Source organism: Lachnoclostridium phocaeense (assembly GCF_959599685.1).
GTDB classification, from domain to species: Bacteria; Bacillota; Clostridia; order Lachnospirales; family Lachnospiraceae; genus Claveliimonas; species Claveliimonas monacensis.
On record NZ_CAUGIN010000031.1, the window covers coordinates 16,647 to 35,538 of the forward strand.

General features: G+C 49.8%; 18 protein-coding genes. 14 read left to right on the forward strand and 4 right to left on the reverse strand.

Going from position 1 to position 18,892, the window contains the following annotated elements:
- Positions 1-112 precede the first annotated feature (112 nt).
- From Q5911_RS12300 to Q5911_RS12345, 10 genes are all read left to right on the forward strand, one after another.
- Entirely contained in the window at positions 113-1,015 is a 903-nt protein-coding gene (locus Q5911_RS12300) for a DUF3100 domain-containing protein (RefSeq protein WP_281724511.1), read from the forward strand.
- Positions 1,016-1,462, forward strand: coding sequence for a hypothetical protein (locus Q5911_RS12305; protein WP_303183183.1), 447 nt, complete (start codon positions 1,016-1,018; stop codon positions 1,460-1,462).
- A gap of 51 nt (positions 1,463-1,513) precedes the next feature.
- Positions 1,514-2,833, forward strand: coding sequence for an amidohydrolase family protein (locus Q5911_RS12310; RefSeq protein WP_303183185.1), 1,320 nt, complete (start codon positions 1,514-1,516; stop codon positions 2,831-2,833).
- A 33-nt stretch (positions 2,834-2,866) separates the two neighbouring features.
- Positions 2,867-3,613 carry a sulfite exporter TauE/SafE family protein gene (locus Q5911_RS12315; protein WP_303183187.1) on the forward strand — a complete coding sequence of 249 codons (747 nt, stop codon included), beginning with the start codon at positions 2,867-2,869 and terminating at the stop codon, positions 3,611-3,613.
- A 135-nt stretch (positions 3,614-3,748) separates the two neighbouring features.
- On the forward strand, positions 3,749-5,101 hold the full coding sequence (locus tag Q5911_RS12320) for a D-alanyl-D-alanine carboxypeptidase family protein (protein WP_303183189.1): 1,353 nt from the start codon (positions 3,749-3,751) through the stop codon (positions 5,099-5,101).
- A gap of 487 nt (positions 5,102-5,588) precedes the next feature.
- On the forward strand, positions 5,589-8,735 hold the full coding sequence (ileS, locus tag Q5911_RS12325; RefSeq protein WP_303183191.1) for an isoleucine--tRNA ligase: 3,147 nt from the start codon (positions 5,589-5,591) through the stop codon (positions 8,733-8,735).
- A 23-nt stretch (positions 8,736-8,758) separates the two neighbouring features.
- Positions 8,759-11,239: a glycogen/starch/alpha-glucan phosphorylase gene (locus tag Q5911_RS12330; RefSeq protein ID WP_303183193.1), complete on the forward strand. Its 2,481-nt coding sequence runs from the start codon at positions 8,759-8,761 to the stop codon at positions 11,237-11,239.
- 44 nt (positions 11,240-11,283) lie between these two features.
- Positions 11,284-12,177, forward strand: a complete 894-nt coding sequence (locus Q5911_RS12335; RefSeq protein WP_303183196.1) for a SpoIID/LytB domain-containing protein — start codon at positions 11,284-11,286, stop codon at positions 12,175-12,177.
- 42 nt (positions 12,178-12,219) lie between these two features.
- Complete coding sequence (locus Q5911_RS12340; protein ID WP_303183198.1) at positions 12,220-13,017, forward strand: M23 family metallopeptidase; 798 nt, start codon at positions 12,220-12,222, stop codon at positions 13,015-13,017.
- A gap of 194 nt (positions 13,018-13,211) precedes the next feature.
- Entirely contained in the window at positions 13,212-13,475 is a 264-nt protein-coding gene (locus Q5911_RS12345; protein WP_076781109.1) for a GIY-YIG nuclease family protein, read from the forward strand.
- Between the two features lie 44 nt (positions 13,476-13,519).
- Here the strand turns inward: Q5911_RS12345 and trhA are convergent, their stop codons facing one another.
- Complete coding sequence (gene trhA / locus Q5911_RS12350) at positions 13,520-14,182, reverse strand: PAQR family membrane homeostasis protein TrhA (protein ID WP_303183200.1); 663 nt, start codon at positions 14,180-14,182, stop codon at positions 13,520-13,522.
- A gap of 221 nt (positions 14,183-14,403) precedes the next feature.
- Here trhA and Q5911_RS12355 point away from each other — a divergent pair, with 221 nt between their 5' ends.
- Positions 14,404-15,018 (forward strand): ECF transporter S component, encoded by a 615-nt coding sequence (locus Q5911_RS12355; protein ID WP_076779965.1) that lies wholly within the window; start codon positions 14,404-14,406, stop codon positions 15,016-15,018.
- 97 nt (positions 15,019-15,115) lie between these two features.
- Here Q5911_RS12355 and rbr read toward each other — a convergent pair whose 3' ends face one another.
- The 3 genes from rbr to Q5911_RS12370 form a co-directional block, all read right to left on the reverse strand.
- Positions 15,116-15,652 (reverse strand): rubrerythrin, encoded by a 537-nt coding sequence (gene rbr / locus Q5911_RS12360; protein WP_076779967.1) that lies wholly within the window; start codon positions 15,650-15,652, stop codon positions 15,116-15,118.
- 144 nt (positions 15,653-15,796) lie between these two features.
- Positions 15,797-16,339: an NADH peroxidase gene (locus Q5911_RS12365; RefSeq protein WP_076779969.1), complete on the reverse strand. Its 543-nt coding sequence runs from the start codon at positions 16,337-16,339 to the stop codon at positions 15,797-15,799.
- Between the two features lie 95 nt (positions 16,340-16,434).
- Positions 16,435-16,830 carry a Fur family transcriptional regulator gene (locus Q5911_RS12370; protein ID WP_076779971.1) on the reverse strand — a complete coding sequence of 132 codons (396 nt, stop codon included), beginning with the start codon at positions 16,828-16,830 and terminating at the stop codon, positions 16,435-16,437.
- 313 nt (positions 16,831-17,143) lie between these two features.
- Between Q5911_RS12370 and Q5911_RS12375 the strand changes: the two genes are divergently transcribed.
- The 3 genes from Q5911_RS12375 to Q5911_RS12385 all read left to right on the forward strand — a co-directional run bounded on the left by Q5911_RS12375 (position 17,144) and on the right by Q5911_RS12385 (position 18,775).
- Entirely contained in the window at positions 17,144-18,085 is a 942-nt protein-coding gene (locus Q5911_RS12375; RefSeq protein WP_303183204.1) for a C40 family peptidase, read from the forward strand.
- 180 nt (positions 18,086-18,265) lie between these two features.
- Entirely contained in the window at positions 18,266-18,394 is a 129-nt protein-coding gene (locus Q5911_RS12380; protein ID WP_278320718.1) for a hypothetical protein, read from the forward strand.
- Positions 18,395-18,574: 180 nt separating this feature from the next.
- Positions 18,575-18,775 carry a DUF1858 domain-containing protein gene (locus Q5911_RS12385; RefSeq protein WP_033126123.1) on the forward strand — a complete coding sequence of 67 codons (201 nt, stop codon included), beginning with the start codon at positions 18,575-18,577 and terminating at the stop codon, positions 18,773-18,775.
- The last annotated feature ends 117 nt before the right edge of the window (positions 18,776-18,892 follow it).

Below are 18,892 nucleotides of genomic sequence, written 5' to 3' on the forward strand. Positions count from 1 at the left end.
CTTTTTTTACAGTATACAACAAAAACAGCCCATTTGTCCTTTTTTTATACAAGTTATTCTTATATAATACGTGAATGTTATAAGATATTTTAATAGAATGAGGAGAAATGAGATGAAAAAGGAGACCTACGCTTATCCATCTACTATGGCCAGAATGAAGGCAGAGTACAAGATCTTTATCCTGGCATTTGTGTTTATCGTGATCGCGGACAGCATCGGACAGATCCAGGTGCCGCTGGGGCCGGGAACTCTGATCCTGTTTCCCATTTTTTACTCCCTGATCATGGGAGTGATCTCCGGCCCTGAGGTGCTGAAGATCTTTAATAAAAAGGAAGTAAAGGCGGCATCGAAGCTGGTCATTGTGGCCATCTGTCCCTTTATTGCAAAACTGGGGATCAATGCGGGAGCAAGCCTTGAGGTGATCCTGTCGGCAGGACCTGCCCTGGTGCTGCAGGAGATTGGAAACCTGGGAACAATCTTCCTGGCCCTTCCATTTGCCCTGCTTTTGGGACTTAAAAGAGAGGCTATTGGAGCCACCCACTCGATCAACAGAGAATCGAACCTGGCTCTGATCACGGACATGTTCGGGCCTGACTCACCGGAGACGAGAGGAAGCCTCTCCATCTATGTAGTGGGCGGTATGGTAGGAACGATTTACTTTGGATTCATGACAACTATGGTGGCAGCACTGCATATTTTCCACCCCTATGCCCTGGGAATGGCGTCCGGCGTGGGAGCCGGGATCCTCATGGCCAGCGCCACAGCCAGCCTGGCGCTGATCTACCCGGATATGGCGGCGGAACTGTCAGCCCTTGCAAGTACCAGCGAGACAATATCCGGCATTACAGGTATCTATGTAGCGATCTTTGTGGGAATTCCTCTGACAAAGAAGCTGTACCAGCTTCTGGAACCGCCCATCGCCAGGCTTAGAAGAGAGCCCAGCGAGGTGCTGGAGAGCCGGAAAAAAGAAATGGATGCAAAAGAGAACAATGCAAAGAGCAGGGAGGAAAGATAGATGAGATACGCAGAGTGGGGAATTTTACTTGTCATATCAGGGCTTGGCATTGCCCTGGCCAACTTTATCGGATTTGATGTGGGATTTATGGAGTCCCTGCCGGGGATCCTGATCCTTCTTGGCATCTCCGCGGCAGCTGTAGTGCTGAGTAAACTGGTGCCTTTGCGGCTTCCCATTGTGGCCTACTGTTCCATTATCGGCCTTCTGGCAGCCAGCCCTCTGTGCCCTGCCAGGGAGTTTGTCATTGCGGCTGCCAACAGCATTAATTTTACAGCGCCTCTTACACTGGTGGGAGCCTATGCGGGCATCTCTATCGGAGATCAGATCAAATCTTTTGTCAAGCAGGGATGGAAGATGATCATTGTAGGTGTTCTCGTTATGACCGGAACTTTCCTTGGATCTGCCTGCATTGCGCAGCTTGTGCTGTCACTGACCAACGCGATATAGAAGCAGACCAAGAGAAACTTTTATTGTGTAGATTTGATAGGAGAGAGGGATATGAAAACAGAAGCAGATCTTCTGATCCGGAATAGTGACTATCTGGATCCGGAATTTGAGCTGGCAGAGGGAAGGAGTATCCTCATCAGAGACGGGAAAATAGAAGCTGTCGATACAGCAGAGCGTCTGGAGGAAAAGTATACCTGGAAAGAGGAGATGGATGGAAGCGGCTGCATCTATATGCCGGGCCTTGTGGACAGCCATATGCACACCGGGCAGCAGCTCCTCCGGGGAAATGTGCTGGATGAGATGCCTATGATCTGGACACGGATCATGCTGCCTTACGAGAGCACGCTGACACCGGAGAGAATGCAGCTGAGCGCACGCATGGCCGCTGTGGAGATGATCCACGCAGGAACGACCGGGTTTATTGACGCCGGAAGTTATTTTATGGGAGAGGCGGCAGGCGTCTACGCGCAGAGTGGGCTGCGGGGAGCTCTGTCCTACTCCACCATGGACCAGAAAGGTCTGCCTGCATCCATTTCCATGGATGCAGAGACAGCCATTCAAAAGACAGATGAACTATATAAAGAATTTCATGGACAAGGAAATTTAAAAGTTTACTACTCCCTCAGATCTCTCATTTCCTGCTCGGAGGATCTGATCCGGATGGCGGCTGAGAGGGCAGCAGAGCGGCACACGATGCTGCAGGCTCACATGAACGAATACCCGGGAGAGATTAACTTCTATATGGAACGGAAACAGATGCGTCCCTACGAGTATCTGGACAGCCTGGGCGTGCTGGGTCCGGATTTTCTGGGAGCCCACAGTCTGCTTCTGTCAGAGAGGGAGATCAGCCTGCTGTCAGAGAGGGGCGTGAAGGTGTGCCACTGTCCTTTCAGCAACTGCGGAAAGGCGGCGCCCAGGACGCCGGAGCTTCTGGAGAGAAATATCACTGTGGGACTGGGGACAGACGGGGCCGCCCACGGAGGCCTGAGTCTTTTCCAGGAGATGAAGATCTTCCGGTCTGTTATGAATCTGACCTGGGGTGTGTCTCTTGCGGAGCCGGCTGTCATGCCGGCCAAGACCATCCTTGCCATGGCCACCAGGGGCGGACAGGCCTGCCTTGGAGGAGATCCGGGCAGGGATGGAAAGATCTTTCCGGGAGCAAGGGCGGATCTGATCGGAATCGACAAGAGGAGGATCTACATGGCTGTGTACGGGCACATTGCCAACACCATCCTGGAAAGCGTTGGAAGCGGGGATGTGCGGGATTCTGTGTGCGGCGGAAAGATTCTTATGAAAGATTACCAGATCCAGACACTGGACGAGGAGAAGATTTACCGTGAAGCAGTCTCCTACAGAAATGATTTTGCATAAAATCCTGCAAAAACGGAAAGGATATCGACTTAAATGATAGAGTATTTGATTATTATTCTTGCAAATCTCCTGGTGGGAGGCATGATCGGGCTGACAGGGATCGCCGGATTTCTCCTGCCCATGCTGTATTCCGGATTTATGGGAATGCCTGCGGCGCAGGGGATGGCGCTCAGTTTTTTTGCCTTCCTGATCTCCGGCGTGCTGGGTTCCTGGAACTATTATAAGGCAAAAAACCTGGATGTCAGACTGGGAATTCTGATCAGTGCGGGGAGTCTGGCCGGTGCGGCTATGGGAGTCTGGCTGAACCTTATGATCGATGAGTCCGTGGTAAAGAAAATTCTGTATCTGGTCGTGCTGGTATCGGGCATTTCTATCTTGCTGAGAAAAGATAAAGAGAGAGAAAGAGAAGAGAGCCTGCACCTTCCGGCGGGAGTGATGGTGGCCTTCGGATTTGTGACAGGGGCCGTGTGCGCCCTGTCCGGAGCAGGGGGACCGATCCTTGTGATGCCCCTCCTTGTGGTGATGGGCGTTTCTGTGAAGACAGCAGTGGGAGTGGCTCTCTTTAATTCCATTTTCATTGCAATCCCATCCTGTATCGGATACAGCATGCAGTGTGAGCCGGAGACATTTATCACCCTTTTGGCAGTATCCATGGTCAGCCACGGCGCCGGAGTCTGGGCTGGAAGCAGGAATGCGGGCATACTGCGGCCGGAACCACTGAAAAAGGGTGTGGCAGTGTTTTCTATCTGTATCGCGATCTTTAAACTGATTACAGGGTGACAGGCATAGGGCGGAGAAAGTTTTCTGTTTCATAGGAAATTTGGCAAGAATACCCTGGCGGCTTTTTTTTCTGTTGTAGAAAAAGAGAAAATGGCCTATAATAAAAGGCACAGATTTCACAGGGAGAATAAAAAGATGAAAAAAGTTTTACGGACAGTGAGTTATGTGCTCATGTCAGTAATGATTGCTATAGCAGCTGTGCCTCAGACGGCCCGCGCCACGGCGCCGACGGATGCAGCCCAGACCCAGGGGGAAGCGAAAGATCCCTATCAGCAGCAGCTGGAAGACACCTACAAGCAGGAAGTACAGACAAACAGTCTGAAAGAGTGGCCCCAGGGGCCGGGAATATACGGCGATGCCGGGATTGTGATGGACGCAGAGACAGGGGCAATCCTGTATGGAAAGAACATTGACCAGAAGGAATATCCGGCCAGCATTACAAAGCTTTTGACAGCGCTTCTTGCTTTTGAATACTGCGATATGAGCGCGGAGGTGGTGATCACACCAGAATGCCTGACCTGCCTGGGAGACGGATACGCGTCCATTGGCATGAAAGAGGGAAATGTCATCTCCATGGAACAGGCACTGTATGCCATGCTCCTTGCCTCCTCCAACGAAGTGGCGTATGCAGTGGGTGAGACAGTGGCGAAAAGCCAGGGAGAAGACTACCAGTGGTTTTTGGATGAGATGAATCGCAGAGTGGAAGAGCTGGGGGGAACCAATTCAAACTTTGTCAACGCCAATGGCGTTCAGGATGAAAATCATTATACCTGTGCCAGAGATATGGCTCTTGTCGCAAAAGAACTCTTTAACTATCCGGAATTTTTTACCATTTGTCAGACAACAAACTACACAATACCGGCATCTGCAACTACAGAAGAGCACGTTTTCCAGCAGAAACATGAGATGCTGATCCCCGGATACAGCGATTACTACGAGTACGCTGTGGGCGGAAAGACAGGCTACACCACAGAGGCGAACAACACGCTGGTGACTATGGCAGACAATGGAAATATGAAACTTGTCTGCGTCACTTTGAAAGTTTTCCCGGGCCATGTTTACTCGGATACCAAAGCGCTTCTGGACTATGGATTCAGTAATTTTCAGCACACTGCTGTTTCCGCAGAGGAAAATGCGGAGGTGGCAAAGATGCTGGATACAGTCAATGTCACCATCCCTGCCGGATTTGAACTGTCCAGCCTGGATTCCAGCTTGGAGCAGGTCACTGGTGCAAACAGTGAGGGACTTCTTTCCTACACTTATGAAGACAATCCCGTAGGCCAGATCAAAGTGCAGGTGAACAAGGATGCCTCTTTTAAAGAGACCGGCGCCCAGGATGAAGAAAAGGCATCCGGCAGCGTGTGGAAGGTGGTTCTGGTGGTCGCGGTGATCATCATCCTGATCGTGGCCGCGCTGATCGGATTTACCACCTGGCAGCAACGGCAGAGGCGCAGAAGGAGACGGAGAAGGCGCCGCCGGAGGAGATAGAGCCCGTGTTCAGTGAACCTTCAATATGCCGGGAGACAGCCAGAACGAGGAAAATAAAAGGGAAACCCTTGACTTACCAGGGGTTTCCTATTATAATTTTAGCGTGAAAAAAGTAATAGTATGATAGAACCATATGAGAAAGACCGTGACGAAGACAGTAGGGCATGTAGGAACGTCAAAGCGAGCCGGTGATGGTGTAAGGCCGGTACAAGTAGGATGTGCCTGAATATCACTTCAGAGTCGCAGCCTCCGAAAAGAGCATGAGTAGGAGCTGACGGAGTCCGCCGTTACCGGAAGGCATATGATAGTATGTTAGGTGGTTTATAAATGAAGGGAATACGACTTTCATCCTAATTCGGATGAAGGTCTTTTTTTTCATAAATGTTCCAAACAATATACACAATAGCACAGGAGTTAGTGTAATTCCGGACGTAACCCTTTTAAAAAGGGTTACGTCCCCTGTTAACATTTTCACAAGGAGGAAGCCATGTACAAGAAAGTTTCAACAGACCTGAATTTCGTCGACCGCGAGAAAGAGGTCGAGAAATTCTGGGAAGACAATCAGATTTTTGAAAAGAGTATGGAGAACCGCAAAGAGGGTGAGACCTACACCTTCTACGACGGGCCGCCGACAGCCAACGGCAAGCCCCACATCGGTCACGTGCTGACCCGTGTCATCAAGGACATGATCCCCAGATACCGCACCATGAAGGGATACATGGTGCCCAGAAAAGCGGGTTGGGATACCCACGGTCTGCCGGTAGAGCTGGAAGTGGAGAAAGCTCTTGGCCTGGACGGCAAGGACCAGATCGAGGAGTACGGCCTGGAGCCGTTCATCAACAAATGTAAGGAGAGTGTCTGGAAGTACAAGGGCATGTGGGAGGACTTCTCCGGCACAGTAGGCTTCTGGGCAGATATGGAAAATCCATACGTTACCTACCATAATGATTTCATCGAGTCCGAGTGGTGGGCGCTGAAGAAGATCTGGGACAAGGGACTTCTCTACAAAGGTTTCAAGATCGTTCCCTACTGTCCGCGCTGCGGTACGCCTCTGTCCGCCCAGGAAGTAGCCCAGGGCTACAAGGATGTAAAAGAGCGCTCCGCCATTGTCCGCTTTAAAGTAAAAGGCGAGGACGCCTACATTCTGGCATGGACCACAACGCCATGGACACTGCCCTCCAACATCGGTCTCTGCGTAAATCCGGATGAGGACTACGCAAAAGTAAAAGCTGCGGACGGCTATGTGTACTACATGGCACAGGCCCTGCTGGACACAGTCCTTGGAAAACTGGCCGCAGAAGATCAGCCTGCCTATGAGGTGCTGGAGACATATAAGGGAAAAGATCTGGAGTACAAAGAGTACGAGCCGCTGTACCAGTGTGCATATGACTGCGCTGCAAAGCAGAACAAGAAAGCTTTCTTCGTGACATGCGACAGCTATGTAACGCTGACAGACGGTACCGGCGTGGTTCACATTGCTCCCGCCTTTGGTGAGGACGACGCGAAAGTGGGCCGCAAGTACGACATGCCTTTTGTACAGCTTGTAGATGAAAAAGGAAATATGGGCGAGACCACCCCGTTTGCAGGTCTGTTCGTAAAGAAAGCAGACCCTGAGGTGTTAAAAGACCTGGACGAGCGAGGACTTCTCTTTGACGCGCCCAAGTTCGAGCACAGCTATCCCCACTGCTGGAGATGCGACACACCGCTCATCTACTATGCCCGCGAGTCCTGGTTCATCAAGATGACAGCGGTGAAGGACGACCTGATCGCCAACAACAACACCATCAACTGGATCCCGGAGAGCATCGGAAAGGGCCGCTTCGGCGACTGGCTGGAGAATGTCCAGGACTGGGGCATCAGCCGGAACCGCTACTGGGGAACTCCGTTAAATATCTGGGAGTGTGAGTGCGGACACCAGCATTCCATCGGAAGCATCGAGGAACTGAAATCCATGTCCGACAACTGTCCGGACGACATCGAACTGCACCGTCCATACATCGACGAAGTGACCATTAAGTGTCCAAAGTGCGGCAAAGAGATGCACCGTGTGCCGGAAGTCATCGACTGCTGGTTCGACTCCGGTTCCATGCCTTTTGCACAGCATCATTATCCGTTTGAAAATAAAGAGCTCTTTGAGCAGCAGTTCCCGGCAGACTTCATTTCCGAGGCTGTGGACCAGACAAGAGGATGGTTCTACTCCCTGCTGGCCATCTCCACGCTGATCTTTAACAAGGCTCCGTATAAGAACGTCATCGTCCTTGGACATGTGCAGGATGAGAACGGCCAGAAGATGAGCAAATCCAAGGGAAATGCGGTGGATCCTTTCGATGCCCTGGAAAAATACGGCGCAGACGCCATCCGCTGGTATTTCTATGTAAACAGCGCGCCCTGGCTGCCTAACCGTTTCCACGGAAAAGCCGTTGTGGAAGGACAGCGCAAATTCATGGGAACACTGTGGAATACCTACGCATTCTTTGTGCTGTACGCGAATATTGACGAGTTTGACGCCACAAAATATACACTGGACTATGAAAAACTGCCTGTCATGGACAAATGGCTTCTGTCCAAGATGAATACACTTGTAAAAGAGGTAGACGACAATCTTGGAAGTTACCGTATCCCGGAGGCAGCAAGAGCGCTCCAGGAGTTTGTGGACGACATGAGCAACTGGTATGTAAGAAGAAGCCGTGACCGTTTCTGGGCAAAAGGAATGCCCCAGGATAAGATCAATGCCTACATGACGCTGTACACGGCCCTTGTGACCCTGTGCAAGACAGCAGCGCCCATGATCCCCTTCATGACAGAGGAGATCTACCAGAACCTGGTGCGCAGCATTGATCCATCCGCTCCGGAGAGCATCCACCTGTGCGATTTCCCGGCTGTAAACGAAGAGTGGATCGACAAAGAGTTGGAAGCAAACATGGACGAAGTGCTGAAGATCGTTGTCATGGGCCGCGCATGCAGAAATACAGCCAACATCAAGAACCGTCAGCCTATCGGACAGATGTTTGTAAAGAGCGCAGTGCAGCTTCCGGAATTTTACCAGGACATCATCAAAGAGGAGCTGAACGTAAAGAATTTAACATTTACTGAGGATGTACGTGCATTTACTTCATATACATTTAAACCACAGTTAAAGACAGTGGGACCAAAATATGGTAAAATGTTAGGTGGCATCAAGGCGGCCCTGGACGCAGTTGACGGCAACGCGGCCATGGACGAGGTCAATGCCACCGGAGCATTGAAGCTGAATGTAAACGGACAGGAGATCACACTCTTTAAGGAAGATCTTCTGATCGACACAGCACAGATGGAAGGCTATGTGTCCGAGGACAACAATGGCATCACTGTGGTGCTGGATACAAATCTGACACCGGAACTTCTTGAGGAAGGATTTGTCCGCGAGATCATCAGCAAAGTACAGACCATGAGAAAAGAAGCCGATTTTGAGGTAACCGACAAGATCCATATCACCTACGAGGGAAGTGAAAAGGCTGAAAAAGTCTTCGCTGACCACAAGGAGGAGATCGGAAGCGAGACACTTGCTCTCACAGTAGAGAAAGCCGCACCTGCAGGATATGTGAAGGAGTGGAAGATCAACGGTGAGAAAGTGACCATCGGTGTCGAAAGATAAGGCTCTAGGAAAGGAATGGAAAAATGTATAATCCCAGATTTGAAAAAAAGGCTTTTAAGAAGGAAGTAGAACACAATGTAAAGACACTTTACCGCAAGACTGTGGATGAGGCGACGCCTCAGCAGCTTTTCCAGGCAGTGTCCTACGCGGTAAAGGAGGCCATCATTGACGACTGGATCGCCACACAGAACCAGTTCAAGAAAGATGACCCGAAGACAGTTTATTATATGTCCATGGAGTTTCTGATGGGCCGGGCCCTGGGGAACAACCTGATCAACATGACAGCTTACAGGGAAGTAAAAGAAGCCCTGGATGAGATGGGCATTGACCTGAACGCCATCGAGGACCAGGAGCCGGATCCGGCTCTTGGAAACGGAGGCCTCGGCCGTCTGGCGGCCTGCTTCCTGGACTCCCTTGCAACTCTTGGATACGCGGCTTACGGCTGCGGCATCCGTTACCGCTACGGTATGTTCAAGCAGAAGATCGAGAACGGCTACCAGGTGGAGACACCGGACAACTGGCTCAAAGACGGCAATCCTTTTGAGCTGCGCCGGGAGGAGTACGCAAAGGAAGTCCGCTTTGGCGGAAATATCCGGGTAGAGTACGACGACGCTACAAACCGTACAAAATTTGTGCAGGAGAACTACGAGTCTGTTCTGGCTATCCCTTACGACATGCCTATCGTGGGCTACGGCAATCACCACGTAAATACTCTCAGAATCTGGGATGCCCAGGCTATCACGGACTTTCAGCTTGAGTCCTTTGACCGGGGCGACTACCACAAGGCTGTGGAGCAGGAGAACCTGGCAAAGACGATTGTGGAAGTCCTCTATCCTAACGATAACCACTACGCAGGAAAAGAGCTGCGTCTGAAACAGCAGTATTTCTTTGTTTCAGCCAGCATTCAGGCTGCTGTGGCAAAATATAAGAGAACACACGACGACATCCACAAGCTGCCGGAGAAAGTGCTCTTCCAGATGAACGACACACATCCCACAGTGGCTGTGGCAGAGCTGATGCGCATCCTTCTGGACGAGGAAGGCCTTGGCTGGAACGAGGCGTGGGACATCACCACAAAGTGCTGTGCCTACACAAACCACACCATCATGGCAGAGGCCCTGGAGAAATGGCCTATCGACCTGTTCTCCAAGCTGCTCCCGCGTGTATACCAGATCATCCAGGAGATCGACCGCCGCTTTCTCATTCAGGTGCGGGAGATGTATCCAGGAAATGAGGAGAAGGTAAAGAAGATGGCCATCCTCTACAACGGACAGGTGCGCATGGCACACCTTGCCATCGTGGCAGGCTTCTCCGTAAACGGTGTTGCAAGACTTCACACAGAGATCCTGAAGCACCAGGAGCTGAGAGATTTCTATGAGATGATGCCGGAGAAATTCAACAACAAGACAAACGGTATCACTCAGAGACGGTTCCTCATGCACGGGAACCCGCTTCTGGCAGACTGGGTGACAGAGAAACTGGGAACAAAGGACTGGATCACGGATCTGTCCCTTATGTCCGGACTGAAAGAGTATGCAGATGATCCCAAAGCCCTGGCCGAGTTCATGGATATCAAATATAAGAACAAAGAGCGGCTGGCAGACTATATTTTGAAGCACAATGGCATCGAAGTAGATCCCCGCTCCATATTCGACGTGCAGGTGAAGCGTCTCCACGAGTACAAGAGACAGCTTCTCAATATCCTTCATGTGATGTACCTGTACAACCAGATTAAGGAGCACCCGGAGATGTATTTCTATCCCCGCACCTTCATCTTCGGCGCAAAAGCGTCTGCCGGATACATCCGGGCAAAGGAGATCATCAAGCTGATCAACTCCGTGGCAGATGTGGTAAACAATGACCGCAGCATCAACGGAAAGCTGAAAGTGGTCTTCATTGAGGATTACCGCGTATCCAATGCAGAGATTATTTTCGCGGCAGCAGATGTCAGCGAGCAGATTTCAACAGCTTCCAAGGAGGCGTCCGGAACCGGGAACATGAAGTTCATGCTCAACGGCGCCCCCACACTGGGAACCATGGACGGAGCCAATGTGGAGATTGTGGAGGAAGTGGGAGCCGATAATGCTTTCATCTTCGGACTGAGTTCAGAGGAGGTCATTAACTACGAGAATTACGGCGGTTATCATCCCCAGGATATCTACCACAATGACCCGGATATTAAGAAAGTGGTGGATCAGCTTGTGGACGGCACATACTCTCACGGCGACACAGAGATGTACCGCGACCTGTACAACTCCCTCCTTATGAATCAGGGCGGCAGCAAGGCGGATATATACTTTATCCTGAAAGATTTCCGCTCTTACGCAGAGGCGCAGAAGAAGGTGGAAGAGGCATACAAGGACAAAGAAGGATGGGCCAGGAAGGCTCTCCTCAACACCGCATGCTGCGGCAAGTTCACCTCTGACAGAACGATCCAGGAATATGTGGACGACATCTGGCATCTGGATAAGATCCAGGTGGAAGTGGACGAAACAGAAGAATAAACACACATGCCCTCTCATACACTACTGTATGGGAGGGTTTTCTTATGCGCAACAGACTGAAAAAAATCGGCTGCTACCTGATCATTATCGTACTGCTCCCCTATATAGTGACGGTTTTCATGAATGGGCCTGCTATCCCCACGGACACAACTGTAGATACCACGTATGTCAAAGTGAAAAAAGATGACACAGAACTGGAGCTGCCTTTGGAGGAGTACTGCATTGGACGCATGGCAAAAGAGATCCCTGCAGCCTATGAGGAAGAGGCCCTGAAGGCCCAGGCAGTGATCGTTCGCACCTCCGTCTACAAGAGCATCAAAGAGGGAGGCACCCAGGTAGTCCTGGAGGATGATTTCTGGACGGAGGAGGAGATGAGGCAACAGTGGGGCAGCAGTTACTCCGGACATTACAGGAAGATGCAGAATGCATGGAATGACACAGAAGGACAAGTTGTCATGTACGGGGAAAATCTGGCTAATACGCCTTTTACAAGACTGACAAACGGAAATACCAGGGATGGGAAGGAGGTGCTCGGAAGCGAGGACTACCCCTACCTGAAGATCAAAGACTGCCCCCTGGATATAGAGGCCGCAGAGCAGATCCAGACAGTGACAGTGGATGACATGGATGCGGAGGTGACGGCCATGGACACGGCAGGCTATGTGACTTCCGTGCGGGTGGGACAGGAGACAGTAAACGGAGAGGAGTTCCGGCAGACTTACGGCCTGGCCTCCAGCTGCTTTATCCTGCAGAAATACGACGGGAAGCTGCGGATTACCACAAGAGGGGTGGGCCATGGACTGGGGCTGTCCCAGTACACGGCCAACGAGATGGCCAAAGAGGGGAAAGACGTGTCAGAGATACTGCAGTATTTTTTTGAAGGCACCGAGATCAAAGAGGTGGCAGAAATCGTTACAAATTCCCGGGATACAGAATAATGCACCCTGCTTCTGGCAAAAATATAGCCAGAGGTGATGAATATGAATAAGAGACAGAAGCCCTCAAAATCCAGAAGAGGAGCAGGCATTACTCTTGCTGTGTGCTTTGTGGCTGCCGCGGTCATGGTGGGAACATATACACTCCGGAATTATCAGGAGGCGAGGCAGCAGGAGCAGGCGCTGGCGGAGGAGAATGCCAGGACAAAGGAGAAGGAGAGCCAGGAGGAAGCGGGCAGCAGCCTGGTCATAAATACAGAGGAAGATCCGGCAGGCGGGGCAGAGCAGGAGACACAGGGCAGCAGCACGGAAGATGCAGCAGGTGAGTCAGCAGACAGCCAGTCCGGCGCAGAGGCCGTGCCCCAGGGAAGCGCATCCGGCACGGGAGCCTCATCTCAGACATCCGGAGGAGCCGGAAATGTGAACTTCAGCGGGGAGAGCATACTCCTGTGGCCGGTGGACGGAAATGTGATCATGAATTACAGCATGGACAAGACCGTTTATTTTTCCACACTGGATCAGTACAAGTATAATCCGGCTCTCATCATATCCGGGGTAGAGGGGGACCAGGTGATCAGTTCCACCACAGGCATTGTGAAGTCCATCGATGAAAATGCACAGACAGGTACCACTGTGAACATCGATATCGGGAACGGCTATGAACTGTTCTACGGACAGCTTAAGGATGTGACAGTCAACACAGGTGACTATGTGGAGGCCAAGACTGTCATAGGCTACGTGGCACAGCCGACAAAATATTACAGCGTGGAGGGCTGTAATGTGTACTTTGAGATGAGAAAAGACGGGCAGCCGGTCAATCCTATGGACTACATGGCTGAGTAAAATGTCTGGGCTGCAGATTGCGGGGACGCTGTGAGGGCGTCCTCTTTTTTACAGCTTGCAGGGAGCGGACCGATTCTACTATAATAATGAAATGGGCGCAGAAGAAATGCGGAAAATATCTGGGGATAATTTGTGTAATGTGTGTGGAAAAAGTGGATAAGTCTGTGGATAACCTGGAAAAACAGGTGGATAAAATGGGAAAAAAGAATTATACATATATCGTGAAATGCAGGGACGGCAGCCTCTACACAGGGTGGACCAATGATCTGGAAAAAAGGATGAAGGCCCACAATGCGGGAAAAGGGGCAAAGTATACAAAAAGCCGCAGGCCGGTGACGCTTGTGTACTATGAGTCCTTTGAGACAAAAGAGGAAGCCATGCGCAGGGAGTATGAGATCAAGCATATGCCCAGGGAAAAAAAAGAGAAGATCATAGAGAGGGGCCGGCTGCAGGTATGATCAGCCTGCAGACCCGGCCCCGGATCGTTGTTTCCGTTTTTATCTTATAATACGAAAGCGTACATGACCACAAAGTGGCAGGCGCTTCCCGCCATCACAAAGAGGTGGAAGATCTCATGGCTCCCGAAGTATTTGTGCTTCCTGTTAAAAATAGGGAGCTTCAGCGCGTAGATGATACCGCCTATAGTGTAGATGATGCCCCCTGCCAGAAGCCATCCGAATGCCGCCGGAGACAGGGCGTTCAGGATCTGTGTGAATGCCAGCACGCAGGTCCAGCCCATGCCGATATACAGGACCGAAGATACCCACTTGGGACAGTATACCCAGAACGCCTTCAGGACAATGCCCAGAATGGCGATGCCCCAAACAATGGAGAGCAGGATAATGCCGGTCCGGTTCTTGAGGACCAGGAGGCAGATGGGCGTGTAGCTGCCTGCTATGAGAACAAAGATCATCATGTGATCTATTTTTTTCAGGATGGTGTTCACTTTTTTGGAACGGTCGAATGTGTGGTATGTGGTGCTGGCCGCATAGAGAAGGATCAGGCTCACCGCGTAGACCGCTATAGAGATCACATAAATTCTGCTGGGTTCGTGCATAGCCTTGATAAGAAGAGGAACTGCCGCAAAAATGGCCATCAGCATGCCGATGAAGTGTGTGATCGCACTTCCAGGATCTTTTACATGTGTCTTAATTATCTGTGTCATAACCATACCTCCTAGAAATGAATATTGTTGAAAGTAGTTTTTAAAACTATGTTATGCATTTGTATCTATTATAACCCCTAAAATGAAAAAAGCAACAGAAGAAACCGGGAATTTTTTCTTAATTTTGAAACTGGATTGGTTAAAAAAGTTAAAACTGGCTGTTTATACAAAGCCACACTGGTGCTATGATAGACATACGATATAGGAAAGGAAGTAATCGTATGGAACAGAGAAATCAGACAGTTATGAAACTTGCGCAGACAGCGATCCTTGCCGCTCTGTGCTATGTGTCATTCACATATCTTCAGATCAAGATCCCCATGCCGGGCGGTGATGCCACATCTCTTCACATAGGAAATGCATTCTGCGTGCTGGGAGCCCTTCTGCTGGGCGGATGGTACGGCGGCCTGGCCGGAGCCATCGGGATGGGATTTGCGGATATCATGGATCCCATCTACATCACCGGAGCGCCCAAGACTTTTCTGCTGAAGCTGTGCATCGGGCTCATTACAGGGCTGGTGGCCCACAGGATCGCAAAGATAGGCGAGAGCAGTGACAAGGCGTATGTGGCAAAGTGGAGCACCATTGCAGCCATTGCGGGACTGGGATTTAATGTGGTGGCCGATCCGATCGTGGGATATTTCTACAAGATGTACATTTTAGGCCAGCCCCAGCAGATGGCAGAGGTGCTTGCAAAATGGAGTACAGCGACCACATTTGTCAATGCTGTCGTGTCCGTGATCCTTGTGTCTGTCCTGTACAATGCGGTGCGGCCCATTCTTTTAAGGAGCGGCCTGATGGCCGGGACATCCGGGCATGCGCGGCCAACAGCGTAGGTATGATCGGCAGATATAAGACAAGAGGAATACACAAAAGCGCCCGCCCGGGATCAGATCTCCCAGGCGGGCGCTTTGCCGTACATTTCTTTTGATTTTAATAGTTCTCAGCTTTTCTCTCAAAGTAAGCCTTCGGATGATTACATACCGGGCATACTTCCGGTGCTTCCTCGCCGTAGTAGATGAAGCCGCAGTTGCCGCACTTCCATCCAAGAGGTGCCTCACCCTTGAATGTCTCGCCAGCTAAGTAGTGCTCGAGAAGTCTCTTGTAGCGTGCCTCGTGAGCAGCCTCGACTCTTGCTACGCCCTCGAATTTTTCAGCCAGCTCCTCAAAACCTTCCTCTCTTGCCTCCTTGGCCATACGCTTGTACATGTCTGTCCACTCGTAGTTCTCGCCCTCAGCGGCATCCTTCAGGTTCTCAGCAGTGTCGCCGATGCCGTGGAATTCCTTGAACCACATCTTTGCGTGCTCTTTCTCCTGGTTTGCAGTCTCCTCAAAGATGTTTGCCATCTGTACAAAGCCTGCTTTTCTGGCAGCGCTTGCATAGTAAGTATACTTGTTGCGTGCCTGTGACTCGCCTGAGAATGCTTCCATAAGGTTCTTTTCTGTTTTGGTTCCTGCGTATTTGGACATATTTTTTCCCTCCTGTAGTATAAGTTAAGTGAAATAAAAGTGCTATTTGTGAAATAAGGCTTGCAGAACTGTCATCCTGCAAGCCTTGTGTAAGCGTCTGTATATGACGACAATATGATTGATCTGTATGGCCGGAAATTTATCTTAGCCAAAGTATCTCTTGAGGAGTCCCTCGAAAGCTTTTCCGTGACGGGCCTCGTCCCTTGCCATCTCGTGAACTGTGTCATGGATTGCGTCAAGGTTTGCAGCTTTTGCACGTTTTGCAAGATCAAATTTACCAGCTGTAGCGCCGTTCTCAGCGTCTACACGCATCTCAAGGTTCTTCTTTGTGCTGTCTGTAACAACTTCGCCAAGCAGCTCAGCAAATTTAGCAGCATGCTCTGCTTCTTCCCAGGCAGCTTTCTCCCAGTAAAGGCCGATCTCCGGATAACCCTCTCTGTGAGCAACTCTTGCCATAGCCAGGTACATACCAACTTCTGTACACTCTCCCTCGAAGTTAGCGCGAAGGTCTGCAAGGATGTCCTCGCTTACGCCCTGTGCAACACCTACAACGTGCTCAGCAGCCCACTCTCTGTCGCCTGTCTGCTCTTTGAACTTCTCAGCAGGTGCATGACAGACTGGACACTCAGCCGGTGCTGCCTCTCCTTCATAAACATAGCCACATACTGTACAAACAAATTTTTTCATGTCTTTCTACTTCCTTTCTTTTTATTTTTTTATATTTTAATATCAGTAATTGTTACTGATATTAATTTACACCTTTTTGCTCTGATTGTCAACACTTATTTTGTATTTTTTTTCATACAATCTCTGCATGTCCCGTAGAACAATGCAGTGTGATGGTCTATACACCCATCAAAACACTTTTCCGCAAGTTTGTCAATGGAATCCAGAGGTTCCATTTCCAGATCGATCACCCTGCCGCAGGAGGTACATATTACATGATAATGTGGATTGGTCACTGCATCAAAGCGGTCGCCGCCGTCCGGTGTTGTGATCTTCGTGATCTCTCCGATGTCGGCGAGCAGGTTCAGGTTGCGGTAGACTGTTCCCAGACTGATGCGGGGAAATTCTTCACGCACATGCATGTAGACAGTGTCAGCGGTAGGATGTTCTTTTGTGCCTGCAAGAAATTCCTTGATAGCCTCCCTCTGCCGGCTGTATTTCAGAGTTGCCATATGCCAGCCTCCTTTCTGATATAAAATAATGAAAACTGTAATCAATTAATAATGATAATGATTACTATATCTTTATTATAACAGCTTTGATCCAAAAGTCAACGGAGAATTTTGTGTGTAACAATTTGTAACATTTATCGACAGGAAATATATGGGAAATTAAGAAAAATATAATATTATGACGCGCGAAAGCCTGGAATACTACGTTGACAAACTGTGTCCACGTTGCTATAATCTTATCGTAACATTTGTAACAATTCTGTAATATTTACAAAAGATAAGAAAACATAAACAATAAGTTAGGAGGCTGTTTATGAATTCTGCTTTTAAAAGAGGATTGTTCATAGTTACTTTAACTGGAGTTATCTCAATTTCCGGGGAGAGGGCCGAGGCGTCTGAAGAGATCACAGAGATGTCCCTGCCTGGCGTGGGAATTGAGGCGGTGCTGGATAACTGCACTGCGTCGGACAGCGATATAGACGTGGAGAGTTATCTTGTTCCGAGTGAAAAGGGTGAGTATTCAAATATGGCGTTCGCAAACGTAAGTACAGATACGTTTCTGTTTGTGCGGAGCGAACCAACGACAGAGAGCGAATGGGTTGGAAAGCTGTACACCGACTATGCGGCGAAGATCACAGGCCCTGTGGGTGAGTGGACGAAGATCGAAAGTGGATCCGTCAGCGGCTATGTGTACACGCAGTATATTATAATAGGAAACAACGCGCAGCAGAAAGCCCAGGAGCTGATACAGTCTTCCGAAGGCCAGAGTGAGGAGAGCTCATTCAAGTACGCGGTCTCCAGGCAGGAGGAAGAAGAACGGATTGCCAGGGAGGCGGCTGAGGCGGCTGCGGCCCAGGCCCAGGCCCAGAGACAGGCAGCTGAGGCTGCAGCCCAGGCCCAGGCATCTCAGGCGGGGACAGGGCAGGCGATCGTGGATTATGCCTGTCAGTTTATCGGAAATCCCTACGTCTGGGGCGGGACAAGCCTGACAAACGGTGCGGACTGTTCCGGTTTTGTGCAGTCTGTATACGCGCATTTCGGCATCAGTCTTCCCAGAACAACATGGGACCAGGAATACGCAGGCACGCCCGTCAGCTATGACCAGGCTATGCCCGGAGACCTGATCCTGTATGAAGGCCATGTGGGGATCTATATGGGAGACGGTCAGATCGTAAATGCCATCAATCCTTCCAAAGGCATTGGAGTCATACCTGCCACCTGTATGCAGATCAAGACGGTGAGGCGGGTCATCTGAGAGAAAGCGGCAGAGAGCCGGGCGGAGAGAAAAAGATCCGCCCGGCTTTCGCTGGTGTATGGCCTTCTTGCTACCGGCGGAGCTGTGAAGACAGTATACATAGGGATAATAATTTTATGTCGTATTTCAAAAATCGAAATAATGTGCAATTTACACAAATTTGTAAAAAGGTGTAAAAAAATGGAAAAAACACTTATCCAAGTTATCCACATAAAAAAACAGGAAAAAGGTGGAAAAATCGAAGTTTTTGAAAACTTATCCACATTATCCACATCGAAATCCACAAATTTGGTGGATTACTTATGGTAAACAAAAGAACGGATGTTTTGTGGAGAAATGATAAAAATTTGTTTTTGTCGAAAAATCAGAGATGGAAACTTGACAAATAAATAACCAGAATTTTACGAGAAATTGATTTTAAATGTTTACACAATGGGTCAAAGCGGATATAATAAGGAATACTGAAAGATAAAGGAGGCGTAACAAAAGATGGTAACGAAAGAAATGACTATCGGCGAAGTGCTGAACATCAACATGGACATTGCACCGATCCTCATGGAAATCGGAATGCACTGCCTGGGCTGCCCAGCATCACAGGGAGAGTCTCTGGAAGAGGCTGCAATGGTACATGGCATTGACGCAGATTTACTGGTAGAGAAGATCAATGCATTTCTGAAAGCAAATGCATAGGGATGCGTTCATAATCGTTTGTTGATACAGTAAATATAAAAAGAGAGCGGCCGCTTAACGGCCAATGTCATTTAGTTAAGACATTAGCGGAGCGGTTCTTACAGAGCAAGGTATATA

Coding starts and splice junctions, on each gene's coding strand:
- Q5911_RS12385 (WP_033126123.1), top strand. CDS start 18,575: ATGGTAACGAAAGAAATGACTATCGGCGAAGTGCTGAACATCAACATG.
- trhA (WP_303183200.1), bottom strand. CDS start 14,182: ATGACACAGATAATTAAGACACATGTAAAAGATCCTGGAAGTGCGATC.
- Q5911_RS12345 (WP_076781109.1), top strand. CDS start 13,212: ATGGGAAAAAAGAATTATACATATATCGTGAAATGCAGGGACGGCAGC.
- Q5911_RS12300 (WP_281724511.1), top strand. CDS start 113: ATGAAAAAGGAGACCTACGCTTATCCATCTACTATGGCCAGAATGAAG.
- Q5911_RS12340 (WP_303183198.1), top strand. CDS start 12,220: ATGAATAAGAGACAGAAGCCCTCAAAATCCAGAAGAGGAGCAGGCATT.
- rbr (WP_076779967.1), bottom strand. CDS start 15,652: ATGTCCAAATACGCAGGAACCAAAACAGAAAAGAACCTTATGGAAGCA.
- Q5911_RS12370 (WP_076779971.1), bottom strand. CDS start 16,830: ATGGCAACTCTGAAATACAGCCGGCAGAGGGAGGCTATCAAGGAATTT.
- ileS (WP_303183191.1), top strand. CDS start 5,589: ATGTACAAGAAAGTTTCAACAGACCTGAATTTCGTCGACCGCGAGAAA.
- Q5911_RS12355 (WP_076779965.1), top strand. CDS start 14,404: ATGGAACAGAGAAATCAGACAGTTATGAAACTTGCGCAGACAGCGATC.
- Q5911_RS12305 (WP_303183183.1), top strand. CDS start 1,016: ATGAGATACGCAGAGTGGGGAATTTTACTTGTCATATCAGGGCTTGGC.
- Q5911_RS12380 (WP_278320718.1), top strand. CDS start 18,266: ATGGAAAAAACACTTATCCAAGTTATCCACATAAAAAAACAGGAAAAA.
- Q5911_RS12365 (WP_076779969.1), bottom strand. CDS start 16,339: ATGAAAAAATTTGTTTGTACAGTATGTGGCTATGTTTATGAAGGAGAG.
- Q5911_RS12315 (WP_303183187.1), top strand. CDS start 2,867: ATGATAGAGTATTTGATTATTATTCTTGCAAATCTCCTGGTGGGAGGC.
- Q5911_RS12330 (WP_303183193.1), top strand. CDS start 8,759: ATGTATAATCCCAGATTTGAAAAAAAGGCTTTTAAGAAGGAAGTAGAA.
- Q5911_RS12310 (WP_303183185.1), top strand. CDS start 1,514: ATGAAAACAGAAGCAGATCTTCTGATCCGGAATAGTGACTATCTGGAT.
- Q5911_RS12375 (WP_303183204.1), top strand. CDS start 17,144: ATGAATTCTGCTTTTAAAAGAGGATTGTTCATAGTTACTTTAACTGGA.
- Q5911_RS12335 (WP_303183196.1), top strand. CDS start 11,284: ATGCGCAACAGACTGAAAAAAATCGGCTGCTACCTGATCATTATCGTA.
- Q5911_RS12320 (WP_303183189.1), top strand. CDS start 3,749: ATGAAAAAAGTTTTACGGACAGTGAGTTATGTGCTCATGTCAGTAATG.